At 65.2% G+C, this 22,506-nt stretch carries 20 protein-coding genes; 5 read left to right on the top strand and 15 right to left on the bottom strand.

The genetic code is table 11. The features are described 5' to 3' along the window. Position 1 precedes the first annotated feature (1 nt). Both ACIP21_RS09640 and ACIP21_RS09635 read left to right on the top strand, forming a co-directional pair. A complete protein-coding gene (locus tag ACIP21_RS09640; RefSeq protein ID WP_400686777.1) occupies positions 2–676 on the top strand; it encodes a protein glxC in 675 nt (224 codons plus the stop codon). Between the two features lie 15 nt (positions 677–691). Continuing rightward, a complete protein-coding gene (locus tag ACIP21_RS09635) occupies positions 692–2,017 on the top strand; it encodes an FMN-binding glutamate synthase family protein (RefSeq protein WP_400686775.1) in 1,326 nt (441 codons plus the stop codon). 130 nt (positions 2,018–2,147) lie between these two features. Here ACIP21_RS09635 and ACIP21_RS09630 read toward each other — a convergent pair whose 3' ends face one another. Together ACIP21_RS09630 and ACIP21_RS09625 are read right to left on the bottom strand one after the other, a co-directional pair. Continuing rightward, the gene (locus ACIP21_RS09630) at positions 2,148–3,560 is read right to left on the bottom strand and encodes a purine-cytosine permease family protein (RefSeq protein ID WP_400686773.1); all 1,413 of its coding nucleotides are present in this window, start codon (positions 3,558–3,560) and stop codon (positions 2,148–2,150) included. 430 nt (positions 3,561–3,990) lie between these two features. Then, positions 3,991–4,443, bottom strand: coding sequence for an Lrp/AsnC family transcriptional regulator (locus ACIP21_RS09625; RefSeq protein WP_400686771.1), 453 nt, complete (start codon positions 4,441–4,443; stop codon positions 3,991–3,993). A gap of 111 nt (positions 4,444–4,554) precedes the next feature. Here ACIP21_RS09625 and ACIP21_RS09620 point away from each other — a divergent pair, with 111 nt between their 5' ends. Then, positions 4,555–5,169 (top strand): LysE family translocator, encoded by a 615-nt coding sequence (locus tag ACIP21_RS09620; protein WP_400686769.1) that lies wholly within the window; start codon positions 4,555–4,557, stop codon positions 5,167–5,169. A gap of 4 nt (positions 5,170–5,173) precedes the next feature. On the opposite strand, the gene ACIP21_RS09615 is transcribed toward ACIP21_RS09620, so the two are convergent. The 10 genes from ACIP21_RS09615 to ACIP21_RS09570 all read right to left on the bottom strand — a co-directional run bounded on the left by ACIP21_RS09615 (position 5,174) and on the right by ACIP21_RS09570 (position 14,903). Continuing rightward, a complete protein-coding gene (locus ACIP21_RS09615; RefSeq protein WP_400686768.1) occupies positions 5,174–7,339 on the bottom strand; it encodes an ATP-binding protein in 2,166 nt (721 codons plus the stop codon). Between the two features lie 167 nt (positions 7,340–7,506). Next, the gene (locus ACIP21_RS09610; protein WP_400686766.1) at positions 7,507–8,070 is read right to left on the bottom strand and encodes an NUDIX hydrolase; all 564 of its coding nucleotides are present in this window, start codon (positions 8,068–8,070) and stop codon (positions 7,507–7,509) included. 1 nt (position 8,071) lies between these two features. Continuing rightward, positions 8,072–8,836 carry a GntR family transcriptional regulator gene (locus ACIP21_RS09605; RefSeq protein WP_400686764.1) on the bottom strand — a complete coding sequence of 255 codons (765 nt, stop codon included), beginning with the start codon at positions 8,834–8,836 and terminating at the stop codon, positions 8,072–8,074. Positions 8,837–8,926: 90 nt separating this feature from the next. Beyond that, positions 8,927–9,316 carry a carboxymuconolactone decarboxylase family protein gene (locus ACIP21_RS09600; protein WP_152957680.1) on the bottom strand — a complete coding sequence of 130 codons (390 nt, stop codon included), beginning with the start codon at positions 9,314–9,316 and terminating at the stop codon, positions 8,927–8,929. Positions 9,317–9,504: 188 nt separating this feature from the next. Next, positions 9,505–9,990, bottom strand: a complete 486-nt coding sequence (locus tag ACIP21_RS09595; RefSeq protein ID WP_400686761.1) for a flavin reductase family protein — start codon at positions 9,988–9,990, stop codon at positions 9,505–9,507. 13 nt (positions 9,991–10,003) lie between these two features. Further along, positions 10,004–11,485 carry an aldehyde dehydrogenase gene (locus tag ACIP21_RS09590; protein ID WP_400686760.1) on the bottom strand — a complete coding sequence of 494 codons (1,482 nt, stop codon included), beginning with the start codon at positions 11,483–11,485 and terminating at the stop codon, positions 10,004–10,006. Continuing rightward, entirely contained in the window at positions 11,482–12,315 is an 834-nt protein-coding gene (locus tag ACIP21_RS09585) for an alpha/beta fold hydrolase (protein WP_400686758.1), read from the bottom strand. The genes ACIP21_RS09590 and ACIP21_RS09585 overlap by 4 nt, the downstream gene beginning before the upstream one ends. A 68-nt stretch (positions 12,316–12,383) precedes the next feature. Continuing rightward, positions 12,384–12,980, bottom strand: coding sequence for an amino acid synthesis family protein (locus ACIP21_RS09580; RefSeq protein WP_003256068.1), 597 nt, complete (start codon positions 12,978–12,980; stop codon positions 12,384–12,386). Positions 12,981–13,301: 321 nt separating this feature from the next. Continuing rightward, a complete protein-coding gene (locus tag ACIP21_RS09575; RefSeq protein WP_400686756.1) occupies positions 13,302–14,342 on the bottom strand; it encodes an LLM class flavin-dependent oxidoreductase in 1,041 nt (346 codons plus the stop codon). 75 nt (positions 14,343–14,417) lie between these two features. Next, positions 14,418–14,903 carry a flavin reductase family protein gene (locus tag ACIP21_RS09570; RefSeq protein ID WP_400686754.1) on the bottom strand — a complete coding sequence of 162 codons (486 nt, stop codon included), beginning with the start codon at positions 14,901–14,903 and terminating at the stop codon, positions 14,418–14,420. A gap of 316 nt (positions 14,904–15,219) precedes the next feature. Here ACIP21_RS09570 and ACIP21_RS09565 point away from each other — a divergent pair, with 316 nt between their 5' ends. Then, the gene (locus ACIP21_RS09565; protein ID WP_400686752.1) at positions 15,220–16,626 is read left to right on the top strand and encodes a purine-cytosine permease family protein; all 1,407 of its coding nucleotides are present in this window, start codon (positions 15,220–15,222) and stop codon (positions 16,624–16,626) included. A 119-nt stretch (positions 16,627–16,745) separates the two neighbouring features. Here the strand turns inward: ACIP21_RS09565 and ACIP21_RS09560 are convergent, their stop codons facing one another. The 3 genes from ACIP21_RS09560 to ACIP21_RS09550 all read right to left on the bottom strand — a co-directional run bounded on the left by ACIP21_RS09560 (position 16,746) and on the right by ACIP21_RS09550 (position 21,649). Next, positions 16,746–18,356, bottom strand: coding sequence for a methyl-accepting chemotaxis protein (locus tag ACIP21_RS09560; protein WP_400687114.1), 1,611 nt, complete (start codon positions 18,354–18,356; stop codon positions 16,746–16,748). Positions 18,357–18,587: 231 nt separating this feature from the next. Further along, positions 18,588–20,213: a methyl-accepting chemotaxis protein gene (locus ACIP21_RS09555; RefSeq protein ID WP_400686750.1), complete on the bottom strand. Its 1,626-nt coding sequence runs from the start codon at positions 20,211–20,213 to the stop codon at positions 18,588–18,590. A gap of 233 nt (positions 20,214–20,446) precedes the next feature. Further along, entirely contained in the window at positions 20,447–21,649 is a 1,203-nt protein-coding gene (locus tag ACIP21_RS09550) for an NAD(P)/FAD-dependent oxidoreductase (RefSeq protein ID WP_400686748.1), read from the bottom strand. Between the two features lie 267 nt (positions 21,650–21,916). Between ACIP21_RS09550 and ACIP21_RS09545 the strand changes: the two genes are divergently transcribed. Next, the gene (locus tag ACIP21_RS09545; RefSeq protein WP_400686747.1) at positions 21,917–22,456 is read left to right on the top strand and encodes an RrF2 family transcriptional regulator; all 540 of its coding nucleotides are present in this window, start codon (positions 21,917–21,919) and stop codon (positions 22,454–22,456) included. Positions 22,457–22,506: the final 50 nt, after the last annotated feature.

Genomic DNA, 22,506 nt, shown 5'->3' with positions numbered 1-22,506 from the left:
CATGAAGACGATCGACCTTTCCAGCGCCTCGGTGCGCATGCTCAACCAGTCCCTGCACGGCGAGGTGCAGGACCGCGAATGGCGGGTGACCCACCCCGACGGCAAGCACAACCTGGCAGTGGGCATCAACGCCGCAGTGTCGGTGGATATCGAAGGCCATGCCGGCTACTACTGCGCCGGCATGAACCAGCAGGCCAGCGTCACCGTGCACGGCAACGTCGGCGTCGGCGTGGCCGAGAACATGATGTCCGGCTCGGTGCGGGTCAAGGGCAGCGCCTCCCAGGCCGCCGGCGCCACCGCCCATGGCGGCTTGCTGGTGATCGAGGGCGATGCCGGCGCGCGTTGCGGCATCTCGATGAAGGGCGTGGACATCGTGGTTGGCGGCAGCATCGGCCACATGAGCTGCTTTATGGGCCAGGCCGGGCGCCTGGTGGTGTGTGGCGATGCCGGCGATGCCCTGGGCGATTCGCTTTACGAGGTGCGCATCTATGTCAAGGGCACGGTGCAATCGCTGGGCTCGGACTGCGTCGAGAAGGCAATGCGCGCCGAGCACCTGCAAGAGCTGCAGGCGCTGCTGGACCAGGCGGGCCTTGCACACAAGGCCGCCGATTTCAAACGCTACGGCTCGGCCCGCCAGCTGTACAACTTCAAAGTCGACAACGCCAGCGCGTACTGATCCAGGAGCATTTCCATGAGCGAACAATTCCCCCCGGTACTGCGTGAATCGGCCACCTTCGATCGCCTGACCATCCAGGAAATCCAGCGTGCCGCCGAAACCGGCATCTACGACATCCGCGGCGGCGGCACCAAGCGCCGCGTGCCGCACTTCGACGACCTGCTGCTGCTGGGCGCCAGCGTGTCGCGCTACCCGCTGGAAGGCTACCGAGAAAAATGCGGCACCGACGTGGTGCTGGGCAACCGCTTTGCGAAAAAGCCTATCCACCTGAAAATCCCGGTGACCATCGCCGGCATGAGCTTCGGCGCGCTGTCGGCCAATGCCAAGGAAGCCCTGGGCCGAGGCGCGAGCATTGCCGGCACCAGCACCACCACCGGCGATGGCGGCATGACCCCGGAAGAACGCGGCCAGTCGCAGCACCTGGTGTACCAGTACCTGCCGTCGCGCTACGGCATGAACCCCGACGACCTGCGCAAGGCCGACGCCATCGAGATCGTTCTCGGCCAGGGCGCCAAGCCGGGTGGCGGCGGCATGCTGCTGGGCATGAAGGTCACCGAGCGGGTCGCCGGCATGCGCACCTTGCCGATCGGTGTCGACCAGCGCAGCGCCTGCCGCCACCCGGACTGGACCGGGCCGGACGACCTGGCGATCAAGATCGCTGAAATCCGCGAGATCACCGACTGGGAAAAACCCATCTACGTGAAGATCGGCGCCAGCCGCCCGTATTACGACGTCAAGCTGGCGGTGAAGGCCGGCGCCGACGTGATCGTGCTCGACGGCATGCAGGGCGGCACCGCGGCCACCCAGGAAGTGTTCATCGAGCACGTCGGCATCCCGATCCTGCCGGCCATCCCGCAGGCGGTCCAGGCGCTGCAGGAGATGGGCATGCACCGCAAGGTGCAACTGATCGTCTCCGGCGGCATCCGCAACGGTGCCGACGTGGCCAAGGCCATGGCCCTGGGCGCCGATGCCGTGGCCATCGGCACCGCGGCGCTGATCGCCCTGGGTGACAACCACCCGCGCCTGGACAGCGAGTTGAAGCAGATCGGCTCGGCCGCCGGCTTCTACGACGACTGGCAGAACGGCCGCGACCCGGCCGGCATCACCACCCAGGACCCGCAACTGGCCAAGCGCCTGAACCCGGAAGAAGCCGGCCGGCGCCTGGCCAACTACCTGCGGGTGCTGGTGCTGGAGGCGCAGACCATGGCCCGCGCCTGCGGCAAGTCGCACCTGCACAACCTCGACCCCGAGGACCTGGTGGCGCTGACCGTCGAGGCTGCCGCGATGGCCCGGGTGCCGCTGGCGGGTACCGCCTGGGTGCCGGGCCAGGCGCCGTACTGATCCACCGCGCTGGGGCCGCGCGTGGCCCTTTCGCGGGTAAACCCGCTCCCACAGGGGCAACACAGGCCTTGAGACTTGTGCTTTCCCGGTGGGAGCGGGTTCACCCGCGAAAGGGCCGTCAGAGGTTCTATCAGTGCCCCATGGCCAGCTTGGCGCTGGTCTGCCGGCGGCGGTAGGCACTGTCGCGGCTGGCCAGCCACCAGTAAAGCGGCGAGGTGATCGCCAGGCCCACCAGCCACGACAGGTCGGCCCCGTTGATGTGCTCGGAAATCGGCCCGACATACAGCGGCGTGTTCATGAACGGAATCTGCACCACGATGCCCACCGCGTAGGCAATCAACGCCTGCGGGTTGTAGCGGCCATAGATCCCGCCATCGACCTTGAAGATCGACTGGATGTCGTAGTCACCCTTGTGGATGGCATAGAAGTCGATCAGGTTGATCGCCGTCCATGGCACCAGCACCACCAGCAGCACCAGCACCATGTCGACGAAGTGGCCGATGAAGTCCGCCGAGGCGAACACCGCCACCACGCAGCAGGCGGCCAGCACGATCAGCGACAGCACGGCACGGCTCTTGGCCGTAGGGATCCAGCGGTAGGCGAAGGTCTGGATCAGGGTGATGATCGACAGCACTGCGCCATACAGGTTGAGGGCGTTGTGGCTGATCACGCTGAGCAGGAACAGCACCAGCATCACCGGGCCGAGGGTGCCGGTGGCCAGCTTGACCGCGTCCATGGTGTCCATGCCGGCCGGGATCGCCAGCACCGCCACGGCGCCGAAGATGAACGACAGGCTCGAACCCAGGGCCGAGCCCAGGTAGGTGGTCCAGAAGGTCGAGCTGACCTTGACGTCGGCCGGCAGGTAGCGCGAGTAGTCCGACACGTAGGGGGCGAAGGCGATCTGCCACAGCGCCGCCAGCGACACGGTTGCCAGCCAGCCGGCCAGGTTGAAGCCGCCGCGGGTGAGGAAGTCGTCGCTCTGCACATGGCTGAAGATGTAGCCGAAGCCGACCACGATGCCGATGCCCAGCACCCAGGTGCCGATGCGGTTGAGCACGTGGATGAAGCGGTAGCCGATGATGCCGATGATGCCCGAGCCCAGCGCGCCGATGACGATGCCTACCGGGACCGGTACCGACTCGACCACACCATGCAGCGACTTGCCGGCGAGGACGATGTTGGAGGCGAAGAAACCGATGTACATGACCCCGGCGATCACCACCACCAGCAGCGCGCCGAGGGTACCGAACTGGGCGCGGCTCTGGATCATCTGCGGGATACCCATCTGCGGGCCCTGGGCCGAGTGCAGCGCCATCAGCACGCCGCCGACCAGGTGGCCGACGAGGATGGCGACGATGCCCCACACCAGGTTCAGGTGAAACAGTTGCACGCCCAGCGCGCCGGTGACGATGGGCAGCGGCGCGATGTTGCCGCCGAACCACAGTGTGAACAGATCCCTTACCTTTCCATGGCGGTCTTGCGGCGGCACGTAGCCGATCGTGTGTTTCTCTATGAGGGGTGCCGAATTGGCTGCACTGGTCATGACTGACTCCAAGGCAAGGTGGGGCATCGGGTGCTGCCCGGGTGCGTGCCGGCGAAGGGCGACGCGTTCTTGTTGGAGCGATGATGCGGGGCGCGGGGATAACGAGAAATTAGTAAATATGTGCCCATAAACCTTAAAAAACCTAAGGCTGACAAAAGGTTAAGCGGGTGACGGTAGCAAGGAGGGTGCCAGTTGGCTGGAGGGCTTGGGCTAGAGGGGGTTGTGGTGGGTCGAGCGCTGTGGGGTGCGCTGTGGTGGTGCACAGTGTGCATTGACAGGGCAGCTGAAAAGGTTGCCTTTGCCGGCCTCTTCGCGGGTAAACCCGCTCCCACAGGTACAGCACAGGCCCACAGGCTGGTGACATCCCAGGCTGGTGACATCCCTGTGGGAGCGGGCTTGCCCGCGAAGAGGCCCGCTCAGGCGTACTTCGCTACATCGGCAACAACCGGTCCTGGATCACTTCCTTCATGACCAGGGTAGAACTCAACCGCTTCACATTGGGAATGCTAGTCAACTGCTCGTCATACAGCTTCTGGAACGCCGGCAGGTCCTTGGCCACCACATGCAGCAGGTAATCCGGGTCGCCAAACAGCCGCTGCGCTTCGACGATCTGCGGGATCTGCCCCAGCGCCGCCTCGAAGTCCGCCACCGGCTGGCGAGTCACCTCGCGCAAGGTCACGAACACCAGCGCGGCGAAGTTCAGCCCCAGCGCACTCGGCGCCAGGCGTGCGTGGTAGCCGAGGATGGCGCCGGACTCCTCCAGCGCCTTGAGGCGGCGATGGCAGGGCGACAGGCTCAGGCCCACGCGGTCGGCCAGTTCGGTTACCGACAGGCGCCCGTCTTTTTGCAGTTCGGCAAGGATCTTGCGGTCAGTGCGGTCCATTGAGACAAATCTTCCAGTTATCCGCTTGCAGGGGGAAATATACGGAAGATAATCCCCGAACGGAATCCGTAGTCTTTCTTCATCCGCCAACCCCGTGAAGGAAGACTCATCGTGGCAATCAGTGTACTGACGGCGTTCTGGGCCGTGTCGTTGTTGTTTGTGATCACCCCCGGTGCCGACTGGGCGTACGCCATTTCGGCGGGCATGCGCGGGCGTTGGGTAATGCCTGCGGTGATGGGCATGCTCTCGGGGCATTTTCTCGCCACCCTGGTGGTGGCGGCGGGGGTGGGCAGCCTGCTGGCCGGGCATCCGCTGGCCCTGACCCTGCTGACCCTCGCCGGCTGCGGGTACCTGCTGTGGCTGGGCGGCAACCTGCTGCTGAGCCCGGCGGTGCCGCAGGCGGGGCAGGGCGGCGCGCGGGAGTCCGGTTCGCGCTGGGCGTTCAAGGGCTTTTGCGTGAGCGGGCTCAACCCCAAGGTGTTCCTGCTGTTCCTGGCCTTGCTGCCGCAGTTCACCGACCCGGCCTCGAACTGGCCGATGCCGGCGCAGATCCTGCTGCTGGGCGCGGTGCACCTGTGCAGTTCGCTGGTGGTCTACACCCTGGTCGGCTATGGCGCCAAGGCGGTACTGAGCACCCGCCCACAGGCGGCGAGGCTGGTCGGGCGGGTGTCGGGGATGGCGATGATCGCGGTGGCGGCCGGGCTGGTCCTGGGGCAGTTGAACTGACCTGTCAGGCGCCCAGCAACTTGCCGAGCATCTGGCATACCTGCTCTGCCGAGTAGGGCTTGGCCAGGAAGGCGAACCCCTGATGGCCCCCTTCGGCGATCGCTTCGCTGTAACCCGAGGTCAGGATCACCGGCAGCTGTGGCCGCTGGCGGCGTAGCTCGCGGGCCAGCGCCAGGCCGCCCATGCCCGGCATGACCACATCGGAAAACACCGCATCGAAGTTGCCGGCCGGGCCGTTGAGCTGGGCCAGGGCTTGTTCGGCGGAACTGGCCCAGCTGATCCGGTAGCCATGGTCTTCGAGGATCTGCGCGGTGAAGCTGCCGACATCGGGGTTGTCCTCGACCACCAGGATGCGTCGCCGCTCACCACCCGGCTGCAGCTCGGCAGTGGTGTCGGCGCTGGCCGCTTCGCCGGTTGGGGTCGGCTCCTGGGGCAGGTACAGGGTGAAGCGCGTGCCTTGGCCCTGGACGCTGCTGACCTTGATGTCGCCGCCGGACTGCTTGGCGAAGCCGAACACCTGAGACAAGCCGAGCCCGGTGCCTTCGCCCGGCGCCTTGGTGGTGAAGAACGGGTCGAAGATGCGCTCGAGCAATTCGGGGGCGATGCCGACCCCGCTGTCGCTGACCGAAATGGCCGCGAACGGCCCGTCCTGCCCGGCCATGCGCTGGTCGGCCTGCAGTTGCAGGCGCAGGGTGCCTTCGCCGGCCATGGCGTCGCGGCCGTTGAGCATCAGGTTGATCACCGCGGTTTCCAGCTGGCTCAGGTCGGCGCGGATATGGCAGGAGGCCTGGGGCAGTTGCAGCTCCACCTGGACGCGCGCGCCGGTGGCGGTGTCGAGCATCTCGGCCATCGCCTGCAGCCGCGGCCCGGCTTCGAACACCTGCGGGCTCAAGGCCTGGCGGCGGGCGAAGGCAAGCAGCTGGCCGGTCAGCTTGGCGCCACGGTCGACGGTGTCGGACATGGTCTTGAGGTAGCGGTCACGGCGCTTCTCATCGAGGTTGGGGCGCTGCAGGAAGTGCAGCGACGAGCGAATGATGGTCAGCAGATTGTTGAAGTCGTGGGCCACGCCGCCAGTCAGCTGGCCGATGGCTTCGAGTTTCTGCGCCTGGCGCAGCACGGCTTCGGTGTGCAGCAACTGGGTGGTGCGCTCCTCGACCCGATGTTCCAGGGTGGCGTTGAGCGCCTCCAGCGCGGCCATTGCCTCGCGCACCTCGGCATGGGCCTGGATCCGCTGGATATGCGCCCAGGAGCGCTCGGTCACTTCGCTGATCAATGCCTGTTCATAGTGGGTCCACTGGCGCGGGCGCTTGTCGTGGATGGCCATCAGCGCGGTCAGGCGGCCGCCTTTGATCAGCGGCATGCAGATGGTCGCGGTGATGCCGATGGCCTGGAAGGTGGCGGCCTCCGTGGCGGCCAGCTCGCTGAGATTGTCGTTGATCACCAGGGCCTGGCCGCTGCGCAGGCGGCTGAGGGCGAGCTGGCCGAAATCGTGCAACTGGTACTGCCCCACAAGGTGCGGCGAGCCGGGCGCCACGGCGTCACCGCAGATGGTGAAGCCGTCTTCGTCGGGCTCCATCACCGCATAGGCGCAGCTCGACAGTTGCAGGTGGTCGACCAGCCGGCGGGTGGTGATGGCGAGGATCTGGTCCGGGTCGGTGGCATCGGCCACGGCGCGGCCGAGGTCGTCGAGAAAGTTCAGGCGCCGGTTGGCGAGCACGTGGGCGGTGGTTTCGGTGACGGTGTCGAGCATGCCGAGCACTTGGCCGTCATGGTCGCGGATCGGGCTGTAGCAGAAGGTGAAAAAGGCGCGTTCCGGGCTGCCGTTGCGTTCGATGGTCAGGGGGAAGTCCTGGATGTACACGGCTTCGCCGGCCAGGGCGCGGTTGGCCATGGCGCCGATGTCGGCCCAGGCTTCCTGCCAGACTTCGCTGAACGCTTTGCCCAGGGCCAGGGGTTTCTGCCCGAGGATCTCGGCGAACGCGTCATTGTGCAGGGTGATCAGGTCCGGGCCCCAGAGAATGGCCTGGGGGAAGCGCGAGGCCAGGCACAGGGCCGCGGTGGTCTTCAGGGCGTCTGGCCAGTGTTCGAGCGGCCCCAGGGGCGTGGCTGCCCAGTCGTGGTTGCGGATGCGCTCGGCCATCAAGCCGCCGCCGTGTAGCCATTTCGCCATGTGCGCTGCCGGTCCTTTTGCGTTAAGGCCTTTAGGGTGCACCGAGAATAGACGGTTGGCGAGGGGTTTGTGCTCTCCTGCACTGGCCCTTTCGCGGGTAAACCCGCTCCCACAGGGATCGTACAATGCCCAGGCTTGTGCTGTACCCGCGAAGGGGTCGGCACAGGTCAACGCATGAAGTGCACCTTGCCGGTATCGTCATTGCCCATGTAGATGCCGTACACCCCGGCCTGTCGCTCGAGGATGTACCGCTCGAGAATCTGCCGGATCGCCGGATAATAGATCTCGTCCCAGGGAATCTCCTCCGGTTCGAAGAACTTGTATGCCAGGGTCTCCGGCCCGAACTGCCCGGTTTCCTCGGTGGCGATGGCGCGGAAGATGATGTACACCTCGCTGATCTTCGCCACGCTGAAGATCGAGTAAGGCGAGACGATTTCCCCACGCACGCCGCTTTCTTCCCAGACCTCGCGCAGCGCCGCCTGCTCGGTGGTTTCGCCGGCTTCCATGAACCCGGCCGGCAAGGTCCAGGTGCCGGGGCGCGGTGGGATGGCGCGCTGGCACAGCAGGTACTTGCCATCGCGCTCGATGATGCAGCCGGCAATGATTTTCGGGTTGATGTAGTGGATATAGCCGCAGCCGGTGCAATACAGGCGTTCGTGGGTGTCGCCGGTGGGAACGCCCCGGGCCAGTTCCGTGGTGCAGTGCGGGCAGTAGCGCGGGGCGTTGGGCATGTCAGCGGCCTATACGGGGTTCTATGCGTGGCTCCTTGAGGGCCAGGGGCTCGACCATCTCGCGCACCTTGGTGTTGTCGTCCTGCTTCTGGCGCAGGTAGTCCAGGGCCACCTTGGCGGCGGCGCGCACGTGGTCGACCGAGGCCTGGTGGGCCACCAGCGGGTCGCCGCCCTTGATGGCGTCGACGATCTTTTCCATTTCGCGGTTGCTGGCGCCGCGGCGGTTTTCCTGGGACACCGAGGTCGCGCGCAGGTAGCTGATGCGCGCCTGCAACTGGCGCAGCTGCTGGGCCGCGACCTGGTTGCCGGAACCTTCCAGGAGCACATCGTAGAACCCTTGCACCGAGTCCAGCACCTGCTGCAGCTCGCCTTCCTCCAGGGCCTCGCGGTTCACCTCCAGGGCGCGCTCCAGGGCACGGATGTCCTTGGCCTTGGCGTTGAGGGTGAACAGTTGCACGATCAGGCCTTCGAGCACACAGCGCAGCTCGTAGATGTCGCGGGCGTCTTCCAGGGTGATGATGGCCACGCGCGGGCCTTTGGCGTCGGCGAATTCCACCAGGCCTTCGGACTCCAGGTGGCGCAGGGCTTCGCGCACCGAGGTGCGGCTGACGCCGAGGCGGTCGCAGAGGTCGCGCTCGACCAGGCGGTCGCCCGGGAGCAGGTGGAAGTTCATGATCGCACCGCGCAGCTTGTCGAGCACGATTTCGCGCAGGGTAACGGGGTTGCGGTTGACCTTGAAGCTGTCGTCGAGGGGCTGGCGTTTCATCAAGTGCGCTCTGAATGAGGCTGCCCGGCCGCAACCGCGGTGGCACCACGAACCTCGGGTGCTCCCTGCGTGGGTTCGAACAGCCCGCTGTTAACGGGTTGACTCCGCATCGGCTTCAGCGAACGCTTCGCGGGCCAGGCGGAAACTGTCCACCGCCGCGGGCACGCCGCAATAAATGCCGACCTGGAGCAGGATCTCGCGAATCTGTTCACGGCTCAGGCCATTACGCAAGGCGCCGCGAATGTGCAACTTGAGCTCGTGGGGCCGGTTGAGCGCGGAAATCATGGCCAAGTTTATCATGCTGCGCTCTTTCAGCGAGAGGCCTTCGCGGCCCCAGACATGGCCCCAGCAGTACTCGGTGACCAGCTCTTGCAATGGCTTGGTGAACTCGTCGGCGTTCTGGATCGAGCGGTTGACGTATTCCTCGCCCAGCACCTGGGTGCGGATCTGCAGGCCTTTTTCGTACTTCTCGTTGCTCATGCGCAGTACTCCGAATGAAAACAGGGGCCGCAACCGAGGGTGAGACGATTAGCGCGGCCCCTAAAAAACAGGGTCATCGGTGTTGGCTTCTTCGCGGGTAAACCCGCTCCCACAGGGATCGCACAGATACTGAAACCTGTGCAGTACCTGTGGGAGCGGGTTTACCCGCGAAGGGCCAATGCGGTCTTTCAGCCCAGCGGGGGCAGGGCGCCCAGCTTGCCTTTGTGGTAGACCATCGGGGTGACTGGGTCGGCGGGCAGCACCAGGTTCTTCACCGCGCCGACGATGATCGCGTGGTCACCGCCGTCGTATTCGCGCCACAGTTCGCACTCGATGATCGCCGTGGCCTTGGCCAGCAGCGGGTTGCCCAGCTCGCTCAGGTGCCAGTCGATGCCCTTGGCCTTGTCCTTGCCCTTGCCGGCGAAGGCATAGGCCTCGGCGGTCTGCCCGGCGGACAGCAGGTGGATCGCGAACTGCTTGCTGTCGCGCAGGATCGGGTAGGTGTCGGAGGCGTAGTTGGGGCAGAACAGCACCAGCGCCGGGTCGATCGACAGCGCACTGAAGGCGCTGGCGGTGATGCCGACGATGCCGCCGTCGGCGTCCAGGGTGGTGACCACGGTGACGCCGGATGGGAACGAGCCCATCACGTCTTTGTAGATGCCAGGTTCGATCATCTCGTGCTACCTCTCAGCGCATCACAAACGGGTCGGGCATCGGCGCGGTGGACAGGTTGATCCACACGGTCTTCAGCTCGGTATAGGCCAGCACCGAATCGATGCCGCTCTCACGGCCGTAGCCGCTGTTCTTGAAGCCGCCGATCGGCGCCATGGCCGAGACCGCGCGGTAGGTGTTGACCCAGATGATCCCCGAACGCACGTCACGGGCCAGGCGGTGGGCACGGCCCAGGTCGCGGGTCCAGATGCCGGCGGCAAGGCCGAACTGCGAGTCGTTGGCCATCTCCAGCGCCTCTTCCTCGGTCTTGAAGCGGATCACCGCGGCGACCGGGCCGAACACTTCTTCCTGCATGATGGTCATCGAATTGCTGTCGCATTCGAACAGGGTCGGCTCGTAGAACCAGCCCTCACCCTCGACCTCGGCACGCTTGCCGCCCATGTGCAGCTTGGCGCCTTCGGCCTTGGCCGCGGCGACCAGGCCTTCGACCACGGCCAACTGCTGCGCGGTGGCCATGGGGCCCATTTCGCTGGCGTCGTCCTGCGGGTTGCCGATGCGGATGCGCTTGGCACGGGCGATCAGGCGCTCGACGAATTCGTCGAAGATCTCGTCCTGCACCAGCAGGCGCGAGCCAGCCACGCAGCTCTGGCCGGAGGCGGCGTAGATGCCGGCCACGGCGCCGTTGATGGCGCTGTCCAGGTCGGCATCGGCGAAGATGATGTTCGGCGACTTGCCACCCAGCTCCAGCGACAGCTTGGCGAAGTTCTCGGCGCTGCTGCGCACCACGTGGCGCGCGGTGGCGGCGCCGCCGGTGAAGGCGATCTTGCGCACCAGCGGGTGGCGGGTCAGGGCGGCGCCGGTGCTTGGGCCGTAACCGGTGACCACGTTGACCACGCCTGGCGGGAAGCCGGCTTCAAGGGCCAGGCGGGCCAGTTCGAGGATGGTCGCCGAGGCGTGCTCGGACGGCTTGATCACGATGGTGTTGCCGGCGGCCAGGGCCGGGGCCAGCTTGATCGCGGTCAGGTACAGCGGGCTGTTCCACGGGATGATCGCGGCGACCACGCCGATCGGCTCGTGCACGGTGTAGGCGAACAGGTCGGGCTTGTCCAGCGGCAGGGTGCCGCCTTCGAGCTTGTCGGCCAGGCCCGCGGTGTAGTGGAAGAACTCCGGCAGGTAGCCGACCTGGCCGCGGGTTTCGCGGATCAGCTTGCCGTTGTCGCGGCTTTCCAACTGGGCCAGGTGCTCCTTGTTCTCGCTGATCAGGTCAGCCAGGCGACGCAGCAGCTTGCCGCGCGCGGTGGCGGTGATGCCGCGCCATTGCTTGCTGTCGAAGGCACGCTGGGCGGCCTGCACGGCCAGCTCCACATCGGCTTCGGCGGCGTCGGGCAGTTGCGCCCAGGCCTGGGCGGTGGCCGGGTTGAGGCTGTCGAAGGTCTTGCCGCTCTGGGCATCGAGCCATTGGCCGTCGATGCACATCTGGAAACGAACGAGGGTCATGCAACAATCCCCTTGGCGGATTCGGTGAGGGTGCGGGCGTGGGCGAGGAAGTCCAGGAGCATCTTGTTGACTTCACGCGGGGCCTCCACCGGCATCATATGCCGTTGCTCGGCGAGGACCACGCTTTGTGCGCCGGGAATGCTGGCGGCGAGCTGGCGGGTCATGGCCGGGGTGGAGCCCGAGTCGAGTTCGCCGGTGGCGATCAGCGTCGGCACCTGGATGCTGCCCAGGTCGTCGGCGCGGTACATGTCCTGGGTGGCGAACAGCGAATAAGTGGTGTGATAGCCCTGCGGGTCGTTGCTCGCCAGCACCTGGCGAATGGCGGCGACCTGCGCGGGGTTGGCCGCCTTGTATTCACGGCTGAACCAGCGGTCGAGGGCGGCGTCGACGTTGGCGTCGGGGCCCAGCTCTGCAGCCTGGGCGGCGCGGGCGATGACCCCGGCACTCTGCTCGGGGGTGCGGTTGAACACGCTGTTGAGCACCACCAGCGCAGCCAGGCGCTGCGGGTGGTTGAGGGCGAACGCACGGGCGACCAGGCCACCCATGGAGAAGCCGATCACGGTGGCTTGCTGGATCTGCAGGTGGTCGAGCAGTTCGGCGAGCTGGGCGGCGTAGCCTTCCAGGCCGATGTCGGCCGCCGGCAATGCGCTCTGGCCGTGGCCGAGCATGTCGTAGGCGATGACGCGGTAGTCGTTGGCCAGGCCGACGATCTGCCCGCCCCACATTTCCTTGTTCAGGCCCACGCCGTGGATCAGTACCACGGGTTGGCCCTGGCCGACGGACAGGTAGCTGGTACCGGCGGGTGTGCGTTCAGCGACAGGCTGAATCATGGAGGGCGCTCCTTGAAGGTCGGGCGCGGCGGGTAAGCACGCCACGCCCCGGCCCGTCTTGGTTGTTGTTATTGAGCGTTGGCTTTTTCGGCAGCCAGTTCTTCCAGGTCGATGTAGCGGTTGCCGATGCGCGGGTGCAGGCGGCCGCCGTCGGCAGCGCCCAGGACCACGACGATTTCATCGGCGCGCGGGGCGTCTTCGATCTGCATTTCCAGGGTGATGTAGTGCGAACGCAGGCCTTCGTCGTCCTTCTGCATCATCGGGATCTGGATCGAGGTGCCCGGGCCGCCGCGCTTGTTGGTGAAGCTCAGGTAGCTCTTGGCCTGTACCGCTTCGCGGTAGTGGTTGCCGAAGCGCAGGGTGTGGATCACCGCCGAGGCGTGCTCGATCTCGCCGTCGGCGCCGACCACGGCAGCCTTGCCGTAGGCTTCGATCTTGTCGGCACCGCCGATGGCGGCAGTCAGGCGCTCGACCATCAGCGCACCCAGCTCCGAGCAGTTGGCACGGATTTCCGGCTTCAGATCTTCAACGAAACCGCGACCGGCCCATGGGTTCTTGATCACGACGGCCAGGCCGACCATGGTCACCGGCTTGTCGGTGGCCTTGCCGCCTTCGATGCGGGTCTCTTCGGAGTAGGTGACGATCTTGCGGATTTCGAAACTCATGGGTGGCTCCTGGTGAGGGTTATCAGCTCTTGTTGTCTGATGGTATACCATAATATTTGTTGCGCAAGGGGCGGCTGTAAATTTCTATGGCGAGGGGACGAAAGGTGCGCTGATCCGTTGATTCTTGTGCTGCCTGTACTGGCCTCTTCGCGGGTAAACCCGCTCCCACAGGCGCAGCACAGGGCCTGAAGGCTGTGGTGTGCCTGTGGGAGCGGGTTTACCCGCGAAGAGGCCGGCACAGGCCAAAAAAAAGCCCGCTCACGCAGGCCACAGGGGCCCACGGGAGCGGGCGCGTCCCGCAATGTTTCAGGCAATGGGAATTCAGGCGAAGGCCGGCACCACTTCCTTGATGAACAGCTCGAGCGACTTCTTCTTCTCGGCGTGGGGCAGGCTGTTGTCGCACCAGAAGCTGAACTCGTCGACACCGAGCTCCTGGTAGTACTTGATGCGGGCGATGATCTCTTGCGGGGTGCCGATCATGGTGTTCTTGCGGATGTTCTCCAGCTGGAACGCCGGCACTTCGGCGAACTTCGACTCCGGGCTCGGTTCGAGGAAGCCGTTGACCGGGGTGGTCTTGTTGCCGAACCAGGCATCGAAGGTGCGGTAGAAGCGCGAGATGGCCTGGGCGCCGACCTTCCAGCCATCCGGCTCGGCCGGGCTGTGCACGTGGGTGTGGCGCAGCACCATCAGTTGCGGGCGCGGCACGTCCGGGTTGTTGTCGCAGGCGGCCTGGAACTTGTTCTTCAGGTCCAGCACTTCCTCGTCGCCCTTCATCAGCGGGGTGACCATGACGTTGCAGCCGTTGGCCACGGCGAAGTTGTGCGAGTCCGGGTCGCGGGCGGCGATCCACATCGGCGGGGTGGCGTTGAACGGCTTCGGCACGCTGGTGGAAGTAGGGAACTTGTACACTTCGCCGTCATGGGCGTAGTCGCCTTCCCACAACTTGCGCACCACCGGCACCATCTCGCGCAGGGCCTTGCCACCGTCGGTAGCCGGCATGCCGTTGGCCATGCGGTCGAATTCGAACTGGTAGGCACCGCGGGCCAGGCCCACTTCCATGCGGCCGTTGCTGATCACGTCGAGCAGGGCGCATTCGCCGGCGACGCGGATCGGGTTCCAGAAGGGCGCGATGATGGTGCCGGCGCCCAGGCGGATCGTCTCGGTGCGCGCGGCCAGGTACGCCAGCAGCGGCATCGGGCTTGGCGAGATGGTGTATTCCATGGCGTGGTGTTCGCCGATCCACACGGTGCTGAAACCGCCGTGCTCGGCCATCAGGGTCAGTTCGGTCAGGTCTTCGAACAGCTGGCGGTGGCTGACCTGTTCATCCCAACGTTCCATGTGCACGAACAACGAAAATTTCATGGGGCTTTCCTCAACGCTTGAAAGTGCCTGGCGCCGGGCAGGGGAGGCGCCAGGGGTATCGATTCAGAATAGGCTTCAGGCGAACGCTGGCAGGCTGGCCATCTTGCCGCGGCAGTAGACCATCGGCCGCGGCGCTTCCTCGGGGACGATCAGGTTGTGTACCTTGCCGACCATGATGGCGTGGTCGCCACCTTCGTATTCGCGCCACAGTTCGCACTCGATGACGGCGGTGGCGCCGGCCAGGATCGGGTTGCCCAGTTCGCTCAGGCTCCACTCGATGCCGGTGGCCTTGTCCTTGCCTTTCTTGGCGAACGCGTAGGCTTCGGCCTGCTGCTCACCGGAGAGCAGGTGAATGGCGAAGCGCTTGTTCTTGATCAGCACGGGGTAGGAGTCGGAGCTGTAGTTGGGGCAGAACAGCACCAGCGGCGGGTCCATCGACAGGGAGGAGAAGGCGCTGGCGGTCAGGCCGACGACCGAGCCGTCGTCGTCCAGGGTGGTAATGACGGTCACGCCGGACGGGAAGGAGCCCAGGACGTTCTTGTAGACGGTTGCGTCGATCATCGGGTGTACCTCTGAAGGGCTGCGGTGGTCCGCGGTTTTTATCGTTGATGTGTCTGATGGTATACCGTAATACCTATTTTGCAACCGGAATTTTCAAAGCCGTTTTTTCACGATGAACGGCGCAAAGCCACGTATCCCGTGGCTTTGCGAGCTGAGGCGGTTTGTCGCAGGGTGTGCGCGAGCGGATCAGCGGGGGTTTTTTACAGCGGATCAGTGTTGTCAAAAGTTTGGAATACCATAATATGGTCCGCAGCAGAGACGCCGCCTAGATGCGGTTTCCTTACAAAGATAAAAACGACCTGTCGAGCTGAAACCTATGTCCCAACCGTCGTCGCAACACCAGTTTGTCGAGAATCACACGGTCGATTACGTTCCACCTGCCGAGCGCCACGGGAAGGCGCGCGACCTGTTCACCCTCTGGTTCAGCACCAACATCGCGCCACTGCCGATCGTCACCGGCGCGATGGTGGTCCAGGTGTTCCACCTGAACCTGTTGTGGGGGCTGATCGCAATCGTGCTGGGTCATCTTGTCGGGGGCGTGTTCATCGCCCTGGCCTCTGCGCAGGGACCGCAGCTGGGCATTCCGCAGATGGTGCAGAGCCGTGGCCAGTTCGGCCGTTACGGCGCCTTGCTGATCGTGTTCTTCACCGCGCTGATCTACGTCGGCTTCTTCATTTCCAACATCGTCCTCGCGGGCAAGACCATCCACGGCATCGCCCCGAGCGTGCCGATGCCGGGCGCGATCGTGATCGGTGCGCTCAGCGCCACCGCCATCGGCGTGATCGGCTACCGCTTCATCCACATCCTCAACCGCATCGGCACCTGGGTGATGGGTTCGGCACTGCTGGCCGGCTTCATCATGATGTTCGTCCAGGAGCTGCCGGCCGACTTCCTCAGCCGTGGCGCGTTCAACCTGTCGGGCTTCATCGCCACCGTGTCGCTGGGCATCATCTGGCAGATCAGCTTCTCGCCGTACACCTCCGACTACTCGCGCTACCTGCCGCGTGAAGTGGGCATCGCCAAGCCGTTCTGGGCCACCTACTTCGGCGCCACCCTGGGCACCATCCTGTGCTTCAGCTTCGGTACCATCGCGGTGCTGTGCGTGCCGGAAGGCACCGATGCGATGGACGCGGTCAAGCAGGCCACCGGCTGGCTGGGCCCGATCCTGATGGTGCTGTTCCTGCTCAACATCATCAGCCACAACGCCCTCAACCTGTACGGCGCGGTGCTGTCGATCGTCACCGCGATCCAGACCTTCATCGCCGAGTGGACGCCGAGCATCAAGGTGCGGGTGATCCTCGCCTCGGTGATCCTGGTGGGCTGCGGGATGGTAGCGTTGAACGCCTCGGCGGGCTTCATCGGCCAGTTCATCGGCCTGATCCTGGCGCTGCTGCTGGTGCTGGTGCCGTGGGCGTCGATCAACCTGATCGACTTCTATCTGATCAAGAAGGGGCAGTACGACATTGCCTCGATCTTCCGCGCCGATGGCGGCATCTATGGCCGCTTCAACCACCACGCGATCATTGCCTACGCCTGCGGCATCCTGGTGCAGTTGCCGTTTGCCAACACATCGCTGTATGTGGGGCCGTATTCGAACATCGTCGAAGGGGCTGACTTGTCCTGGCTGTTCGGACTGCTGGTGACGGTGCCGCTGTATTACTGCCTGGCGACCCGTGGCAAGGCTGCCGAGAAGGCGGGGCGGGTGGTTAGCGTCAACGACTGACTGCAGTTGGGGTGGGGGCCGCGTTGCGGCCCTTTCGCGACACAAGGCCGCTCCTACAGGGGTTGTAGGAGCGGCCTTGTGTCGCGAAAGGGCTGCAAAGCAGCCCCGACCATTTCAGATCAAACCTTGAACTGCGCCACCATGCCATTCAGGTCGACCGCCAACCGCGAAAGATCCTGCGCCGCCGCACTGGTCTGGTTGGCCCCCGCCGACGTCTGCATCGCCAGGTCGCGGATGTTCACCAGGTTACGGTCCACTTCTCTGGCCACCTGCGCCTGTTCCTCCGAAGCACTGGCAATCACCAGGTTGCGCTCGTTGATCGAGGCAATCGCCTCGGCAATCACTTCCAGCGCATCCCCGGCACCCTGGGCCACCTGCAATGTGCCGCTGGCCCGCCCGCGGCTGCTGTGCATCGCCGCCACCGCACGCTCGGTGCCGTTCTGAATGCCGGCGATCATCTGCTCGATCTCCGCCGTCGACTGCTGGGTACGGTGGGCAAGGGCGCGCACTTCATCGGCGACCACGGCAAAACCACGGCCCGCTTCACCGGCCCGCGCGGCTTCGATGGCAGCGTTCAGGGCCAGCAGGTTGGTCTGCCCGGCAATCGCGCCGATCACGTCCAGCACGCGGCTGATCTCGTTGGCGTTGTTGGCCAGTTGCTCGATCTCGGCTGAAGTGCCGGTCACGTCCTCGACCAGATGCCGGATCGACGCCAATGCCTTGTTGACCTGATCGCGGCCATCGCGGGTGGTGCGGTCGGCGCCCTGGGACGCATCGGCGGTGCTGACCGCGTTGCTCGCCACTTCCTCCACGGCGGCGGTCATCTGGTTGACGGCGGTGGCGGCCTGGTCGATCTCGGCGCTCTGCTGGTGCAGGCCGCGGCTGGTGTCTTCAGTCACGGTGTGCAATTCCTCCGAGGCCGAAGCCAACTGGTCGGAAGAGGCGGCGATCCTGCGCAGGGTATCGCGCAGGTTGTCCTGCATGCCGCGCAGGGCCGCCAGCAGCAAGGCCGGCTCATCGCTGCCGACAATGCGGATATCCCGGGTCAGGTCGCCGCTGGCCACGCGCTCGGCCACTGCCACCGCCTCGGCCAGCGGCGCGACGATGCTGCGGGTGAGCACGGTGGCGATGGCAGCCAGGGCGAGCATGATCAGCGCCAGGGCGGCCAGGGTTATCTGGTAGGCTTCACGGGCCGCGTCGCTGGTGCGCTGGGTGGCGGCGTAGGCGCCTGTGCTGTTGAATTCGATGAGGGTGCGCATGGCCTGCATCATGGTTTCGGCCTGGGCGTTCAGCTGGCCGGCGATCAGTGCCCGTGCGCCATCCACATCGCCGGTGGCGATCTGCTCGGCAATGCGCGTCTGCAGCTCTTCATAACGCTGGTAGGCGGAGGTGAAGGCGTCGAAGCGCACCCGCCCGGTGGGCGTGGTGACGGTCTTTTCGTAGGCGTGGATGTCGTCGCGCAAGCCCTGGAGGGTGGCCTTGAGCGACGCCAGGGCGCTGGCGCGGGCCTGGGCGTCGGTCTCCAAGGCGCCGCGCAGCAGCAGGATGCGCGATTGGCCCAGGTTGGTGCTGACGGCGCCGAGCGACACCACGGCGGGCATCCAGCCACCACGCACATCCTCAGAGGCGCTGTCCATGCGCTGGGTCTCGTACAGCGACACCAGGCCCATGGCCAACACCAGCACCCCCAGCAGTACAAACAGGCAAGCTGCCCGTTTGCCGATCTTCATGTTCCTCAACTGCATGCGCAACTCCGTGACAAGGCTTGCTTCCAGCGGCTCGCTGGTCGTTAGACAAATTGTCTACAGATGATTGCACGGGGCTATCACCCCTGCCAGTCAGGAGAACCCTGACGATGGTGAGGCATTCTGTCGCAGGGGCGCAGTCCAGGGGGATCGGGTCTCGTGTAGGAGCGGCCTTGTGTCGCGAAAGGGCTGCAAAGCAGCCCCGACCATTCCAGCTCAAACCTTGAACTGCGCAACCATGCCGTTCAAATCCACCGCCAACCGCGAAAGATCCTGCGCCGCAGCGCTGGTCTGGTTGGCCCCCGCCGACGTCTGCATCGCCAGGTCGCGGATGTTCACCAGGTTGCGGTCCACTTCCCTGGCCACCTGGGCCTGTTCCTCGGAGGCACTGGCAATCACCAGGTTGCGCTGGTTGATCGAGGCAATCGCCTCGGCAATCACCTCCAGCGCCTGCCCGGCACCCTGGGCTACTTCCAGTGTGCCGCTGGCCCGTCCCTGGCTGCTGTGCATCGCCGACACCGCGCGCTCGGTGCCGTTCTGGATCCCGGCGATCATCTGCTCGATCTCCGCCGTCGACTGCTGGGTGCGATGGGCGAGGGCGCGCACTTCATCGGCGACCACGGCAAAACCACGGCCCGCTTCACCGGCCCGCGCGGCTTCGATGGCGGCGTTCAGGGCCAGCAGGTTGGTCTGCCCGGCAATCGAGCCAATCACATCCAGCACGCGGCTTATCTCGTTGGCGTTGCTGGCCAGTTGTTCGATCTCGGCGGCAGTGCCGGTCACGTCTTCGACCAGGTGCTGGATCTCGGCCAGGGCCTGGTTGACCTGGTCGCGGCCGTCACGGGTGTTCTGGTCGGCGCCCCTGGAGGCATCGGCAGTGCTCACCGCATTGTTCGCCACTTCTTCCACGGCGGCAGTCATCTGGTTGACGGCGGTGGCGGCCTGGTCGATCTCGGCGCTCTGCTGGTGCAGGCCGCGGCTGGTGTCTTCGGTGACGCTGTGCAGTTCTTCCGATGCCGAAGCCAGCTGGTCGGAGGACGCCGCGATCTGGCGCAGGGTGTCGCGCAAACTGGCCTGCATGCGGGCCAGGGCGCCCAGCAGCAGGGCCGGTTCATCGCGGCCGGTGATGCGGATGTCCTTGGTCAGGTCACCGGTGGCCACGCGCTCGGCCACGGCCACGGCATCGGCCAGCGGTACCACGATGCTGCGGGTGAGCAGGGTGGCGATGGCCACCAGGGCAAGGATGATCACCGACAGCGCACCGATGATCGCGCTGAAGGCCTGGTCGGCCACGTCGCTGCTGCGCTGCGACGCGTCGTCGGCGCCTTTGCCGTTGTAGGCGATCAGCGCGCTCATGGCCTTCATCATGCTGTCGGCGTACTGGGTGAGGGGGCCGCTGATCTGCTGCTTGGCCTCGTCCATGCGGCCGGCGCCGATGGCTTGCAGGACGCGGGTCTGCAGGTCGAGGTATTGCTGGTGGGCCGAATCGAAGGCGTTGAACAGCGCGAGGTCATCGGCGGCGATGATGGTGTCCTGGTAATCCTTGAGGCTGCCTTTGAGCTGCTCGTTGATGGCATTGGCCAGGTCGATGTTGCGGGCACGTTCGACCGGGTTGTCATCCAGCGCAGCGCGCAGGGTGATGGCGCGGGCACGCCCCAGATCGGTGCTGATGTCGCCGAGGGCGACCACGGCGGGCATCCAGGTGACGCGGATTTCGTCGGTGGCAGAGTCCATCTGCCGGGTTTCATAGAGTGCGATAAGGCCCATGGCCAGGACCAGCAAGCCCAACAGGGCGAACACGCTGGCTGCGCGAATGCCGATCTTCATATTCCGTAACTGCATGGAATGCTCCTTGACGGTGGCGTGCAGGCGTCAAGAGCATGGACGGAAGGCCGGGCCACCGGGGATGGTGCCAGGCTCTCGATGCGCTGCGGATTTAAGTGTGTTCCTCACCCTCTTGAATTGTTTTTTTGCTGAATGATGCCATATGGCCATTAATATTGACCAGTCATTCAATGTAACGACAAGTTCTGACAAATCCGCCGTTTATTGACGGATCTGTCAGGATTTTGCGTTTAAACGATCGCGATCATGGGGTCGGCAGCCGCCAGCGCCAAGGCCCGATCCGCGGCTGGTGGGTAGATCCAGACCGAGTTGATCTGGCGTTTCAGGGCCTTGCCTTCTTCGCCGTGCAGCTTCAACTCGCGCTCCCAACCCTCGCTGTAGGCCGCGCCCCATTCGCCCAAGTCAAGGCAGGTCACGTACTTGGGCTGGCGGTACACCACCGGCGCCACGCCAAGCAGGTCGGCCATGGCGTTGTTGCCGGAGTGGCGGCCCATGGGGATGGCGTGCTGGCAGGTCATCAGGGCGTGATTGCCCACCTCGTCGACGGCGGCCCAGGCGGTGTCACCGGTGGCATAGATGTGCGCCTGGCCGATCACCTTGAGGTGGTCGTCGACCTTGAGGCGGCCGAAGTTGTCGCGCTCGCCGGCCACCTGGGCGGTCAGCGGGCTGGCCTTCACGCCTGCGGTCCAGATCACGGTCTTGCTGGCGATGTACTCGCCGTTGTCCAGGGTCACGCCGCCAGCATCCACCTTCACCACCGAGGTGCCGGTCAGCCATTGGGCGCCGGCCTGCTCGCAGGCCGCGACGATCGACGGGGTGATGCCGGCGCCCAGTGCGGCGCCGACGCTGGTGCCACGGTCGATCACCAGCACCCGTACGGCAGCCTCGTTGCCGAAGATGGCGCGCAGGCGGACAGGGATTTCCGTGGCGGTTTCGATGCCGGTGAAGCCACCGCCGCAGACCACTACGGTGTTGCGCGCCGGCGAGGCGGGCAGGGCGGCCAGGCCGTGCAGGTGCTGCTCGAGCTTCACCGCCGACTCCATCTGGTCGACATCGAAGGCATGCTCGGCCAGGCCCGGGATCGCGGGGCGTGCCACCTGGCTGCCAGCGGCGAGGATCAGGCGATCATAGGCGATCTGCTGGCGCTGGCCGTCGGCATCGGTGTAGCTCACGTTGCGGCCTTCGGCATCGATGGCCTCGGCATTGCCGCTGATGAAACGCACGCCGACCGCTTCGAACAAATCGCCCACCGGTGCCTTCAGGGTGTGCGCGTCGGCCTCGTAGAAGCGTGGGCGGATGCGCAGTTCAGGCTGGGGGGCGAGCACGCTGATGCTCAGGTCGTCGCGCTGGGCCTGGTCGAGCAGGCGGGCGGCGCTCAGGGCGCTCCAGACACCGGCAAAGCCGGCACCGATGATCAGGATGTTCGATTTCATGGAGGTGCTCCGCGAGGTTGAAGAGGGCTTCGAGGGTGTTGTGTGTGCCGCTCGAATAACTACGACTGTATTGATCGTAGTTTGAGTCGGCAAGCTTTTTTTTCGACAGCCCCTCCGCCCGGCACTGATCGATTGCCATGGGATGCCCGTATATCAAGGCATTCAAGGGCGTTTCGAATATCAAGGAAGCGACGGATGGCGTGGAATGGCTTTGCGCTGCTTCAGCTAACGGCGTACTATTTGCGACAAAGTTGGTCGGAGATTGATATGTCGCTCTACAGTGCTGGCGTCGAATACGGCATCCATTGCCTGCTGTACCTGGTGGACGAGCGCGGGGACACCCGCGAGTCCAGCGTGCGTGACCTGGCGGAGTTGCAGGGCGTGCCACAGGAGTACCTGGCCAAGGTCTTCACCAAGCTGGCCCGGGCCGGGCTGGTGGCGGCTACTGAAGGCGTGCGCGGCGGTTTCCGTCTGGCGCGGCCGTCCGACGAAATCACCGTGCTGGACATCGTCAATGCGATTGACGGGCGGAAGAAGATCTTCGATTGCCGCGAGATTCGTGAACGTTGCACGTTGTTCGAAGGTTCGGCGCCAGGCTGGGCGACCGAGGGCACCTGCGCGATTCACGCGGTAATGCTGGGCGCGCAGAAGCGCATGGAGGAGGCGTTGGCGCAACAGACCATCCTCGACCTGGCGCGGCGGTTCGGGCGCAAGGCGCCAGCCGAGTTCGGGCAGCAGGTGAATGACTGGATGGGTGGGCGGCGTGAGGGCAAGGGTGGCGGGGATATTCCTGTCAGCCAGGTCTGAATGTATCTGGCCTCTTCGCGGGTAAACCCGCTCCTACAGGGGCTGCACAA

Source organism: Pseudomonas sp. NPDC089401, from assembly GCF_044749485.1.
In the GTDB taxonomy this organism is placed as follows: Bacteria; Pseudomonadota; Gammaproteobacteria; order Pseudomonadales; family Pseudomonadaceae; genus Aquipseudomonas.
Note: the sequence above shows the minus strand (reverse complement) of the source record. Positions and strands in the feature narration are given on the sequence as shown.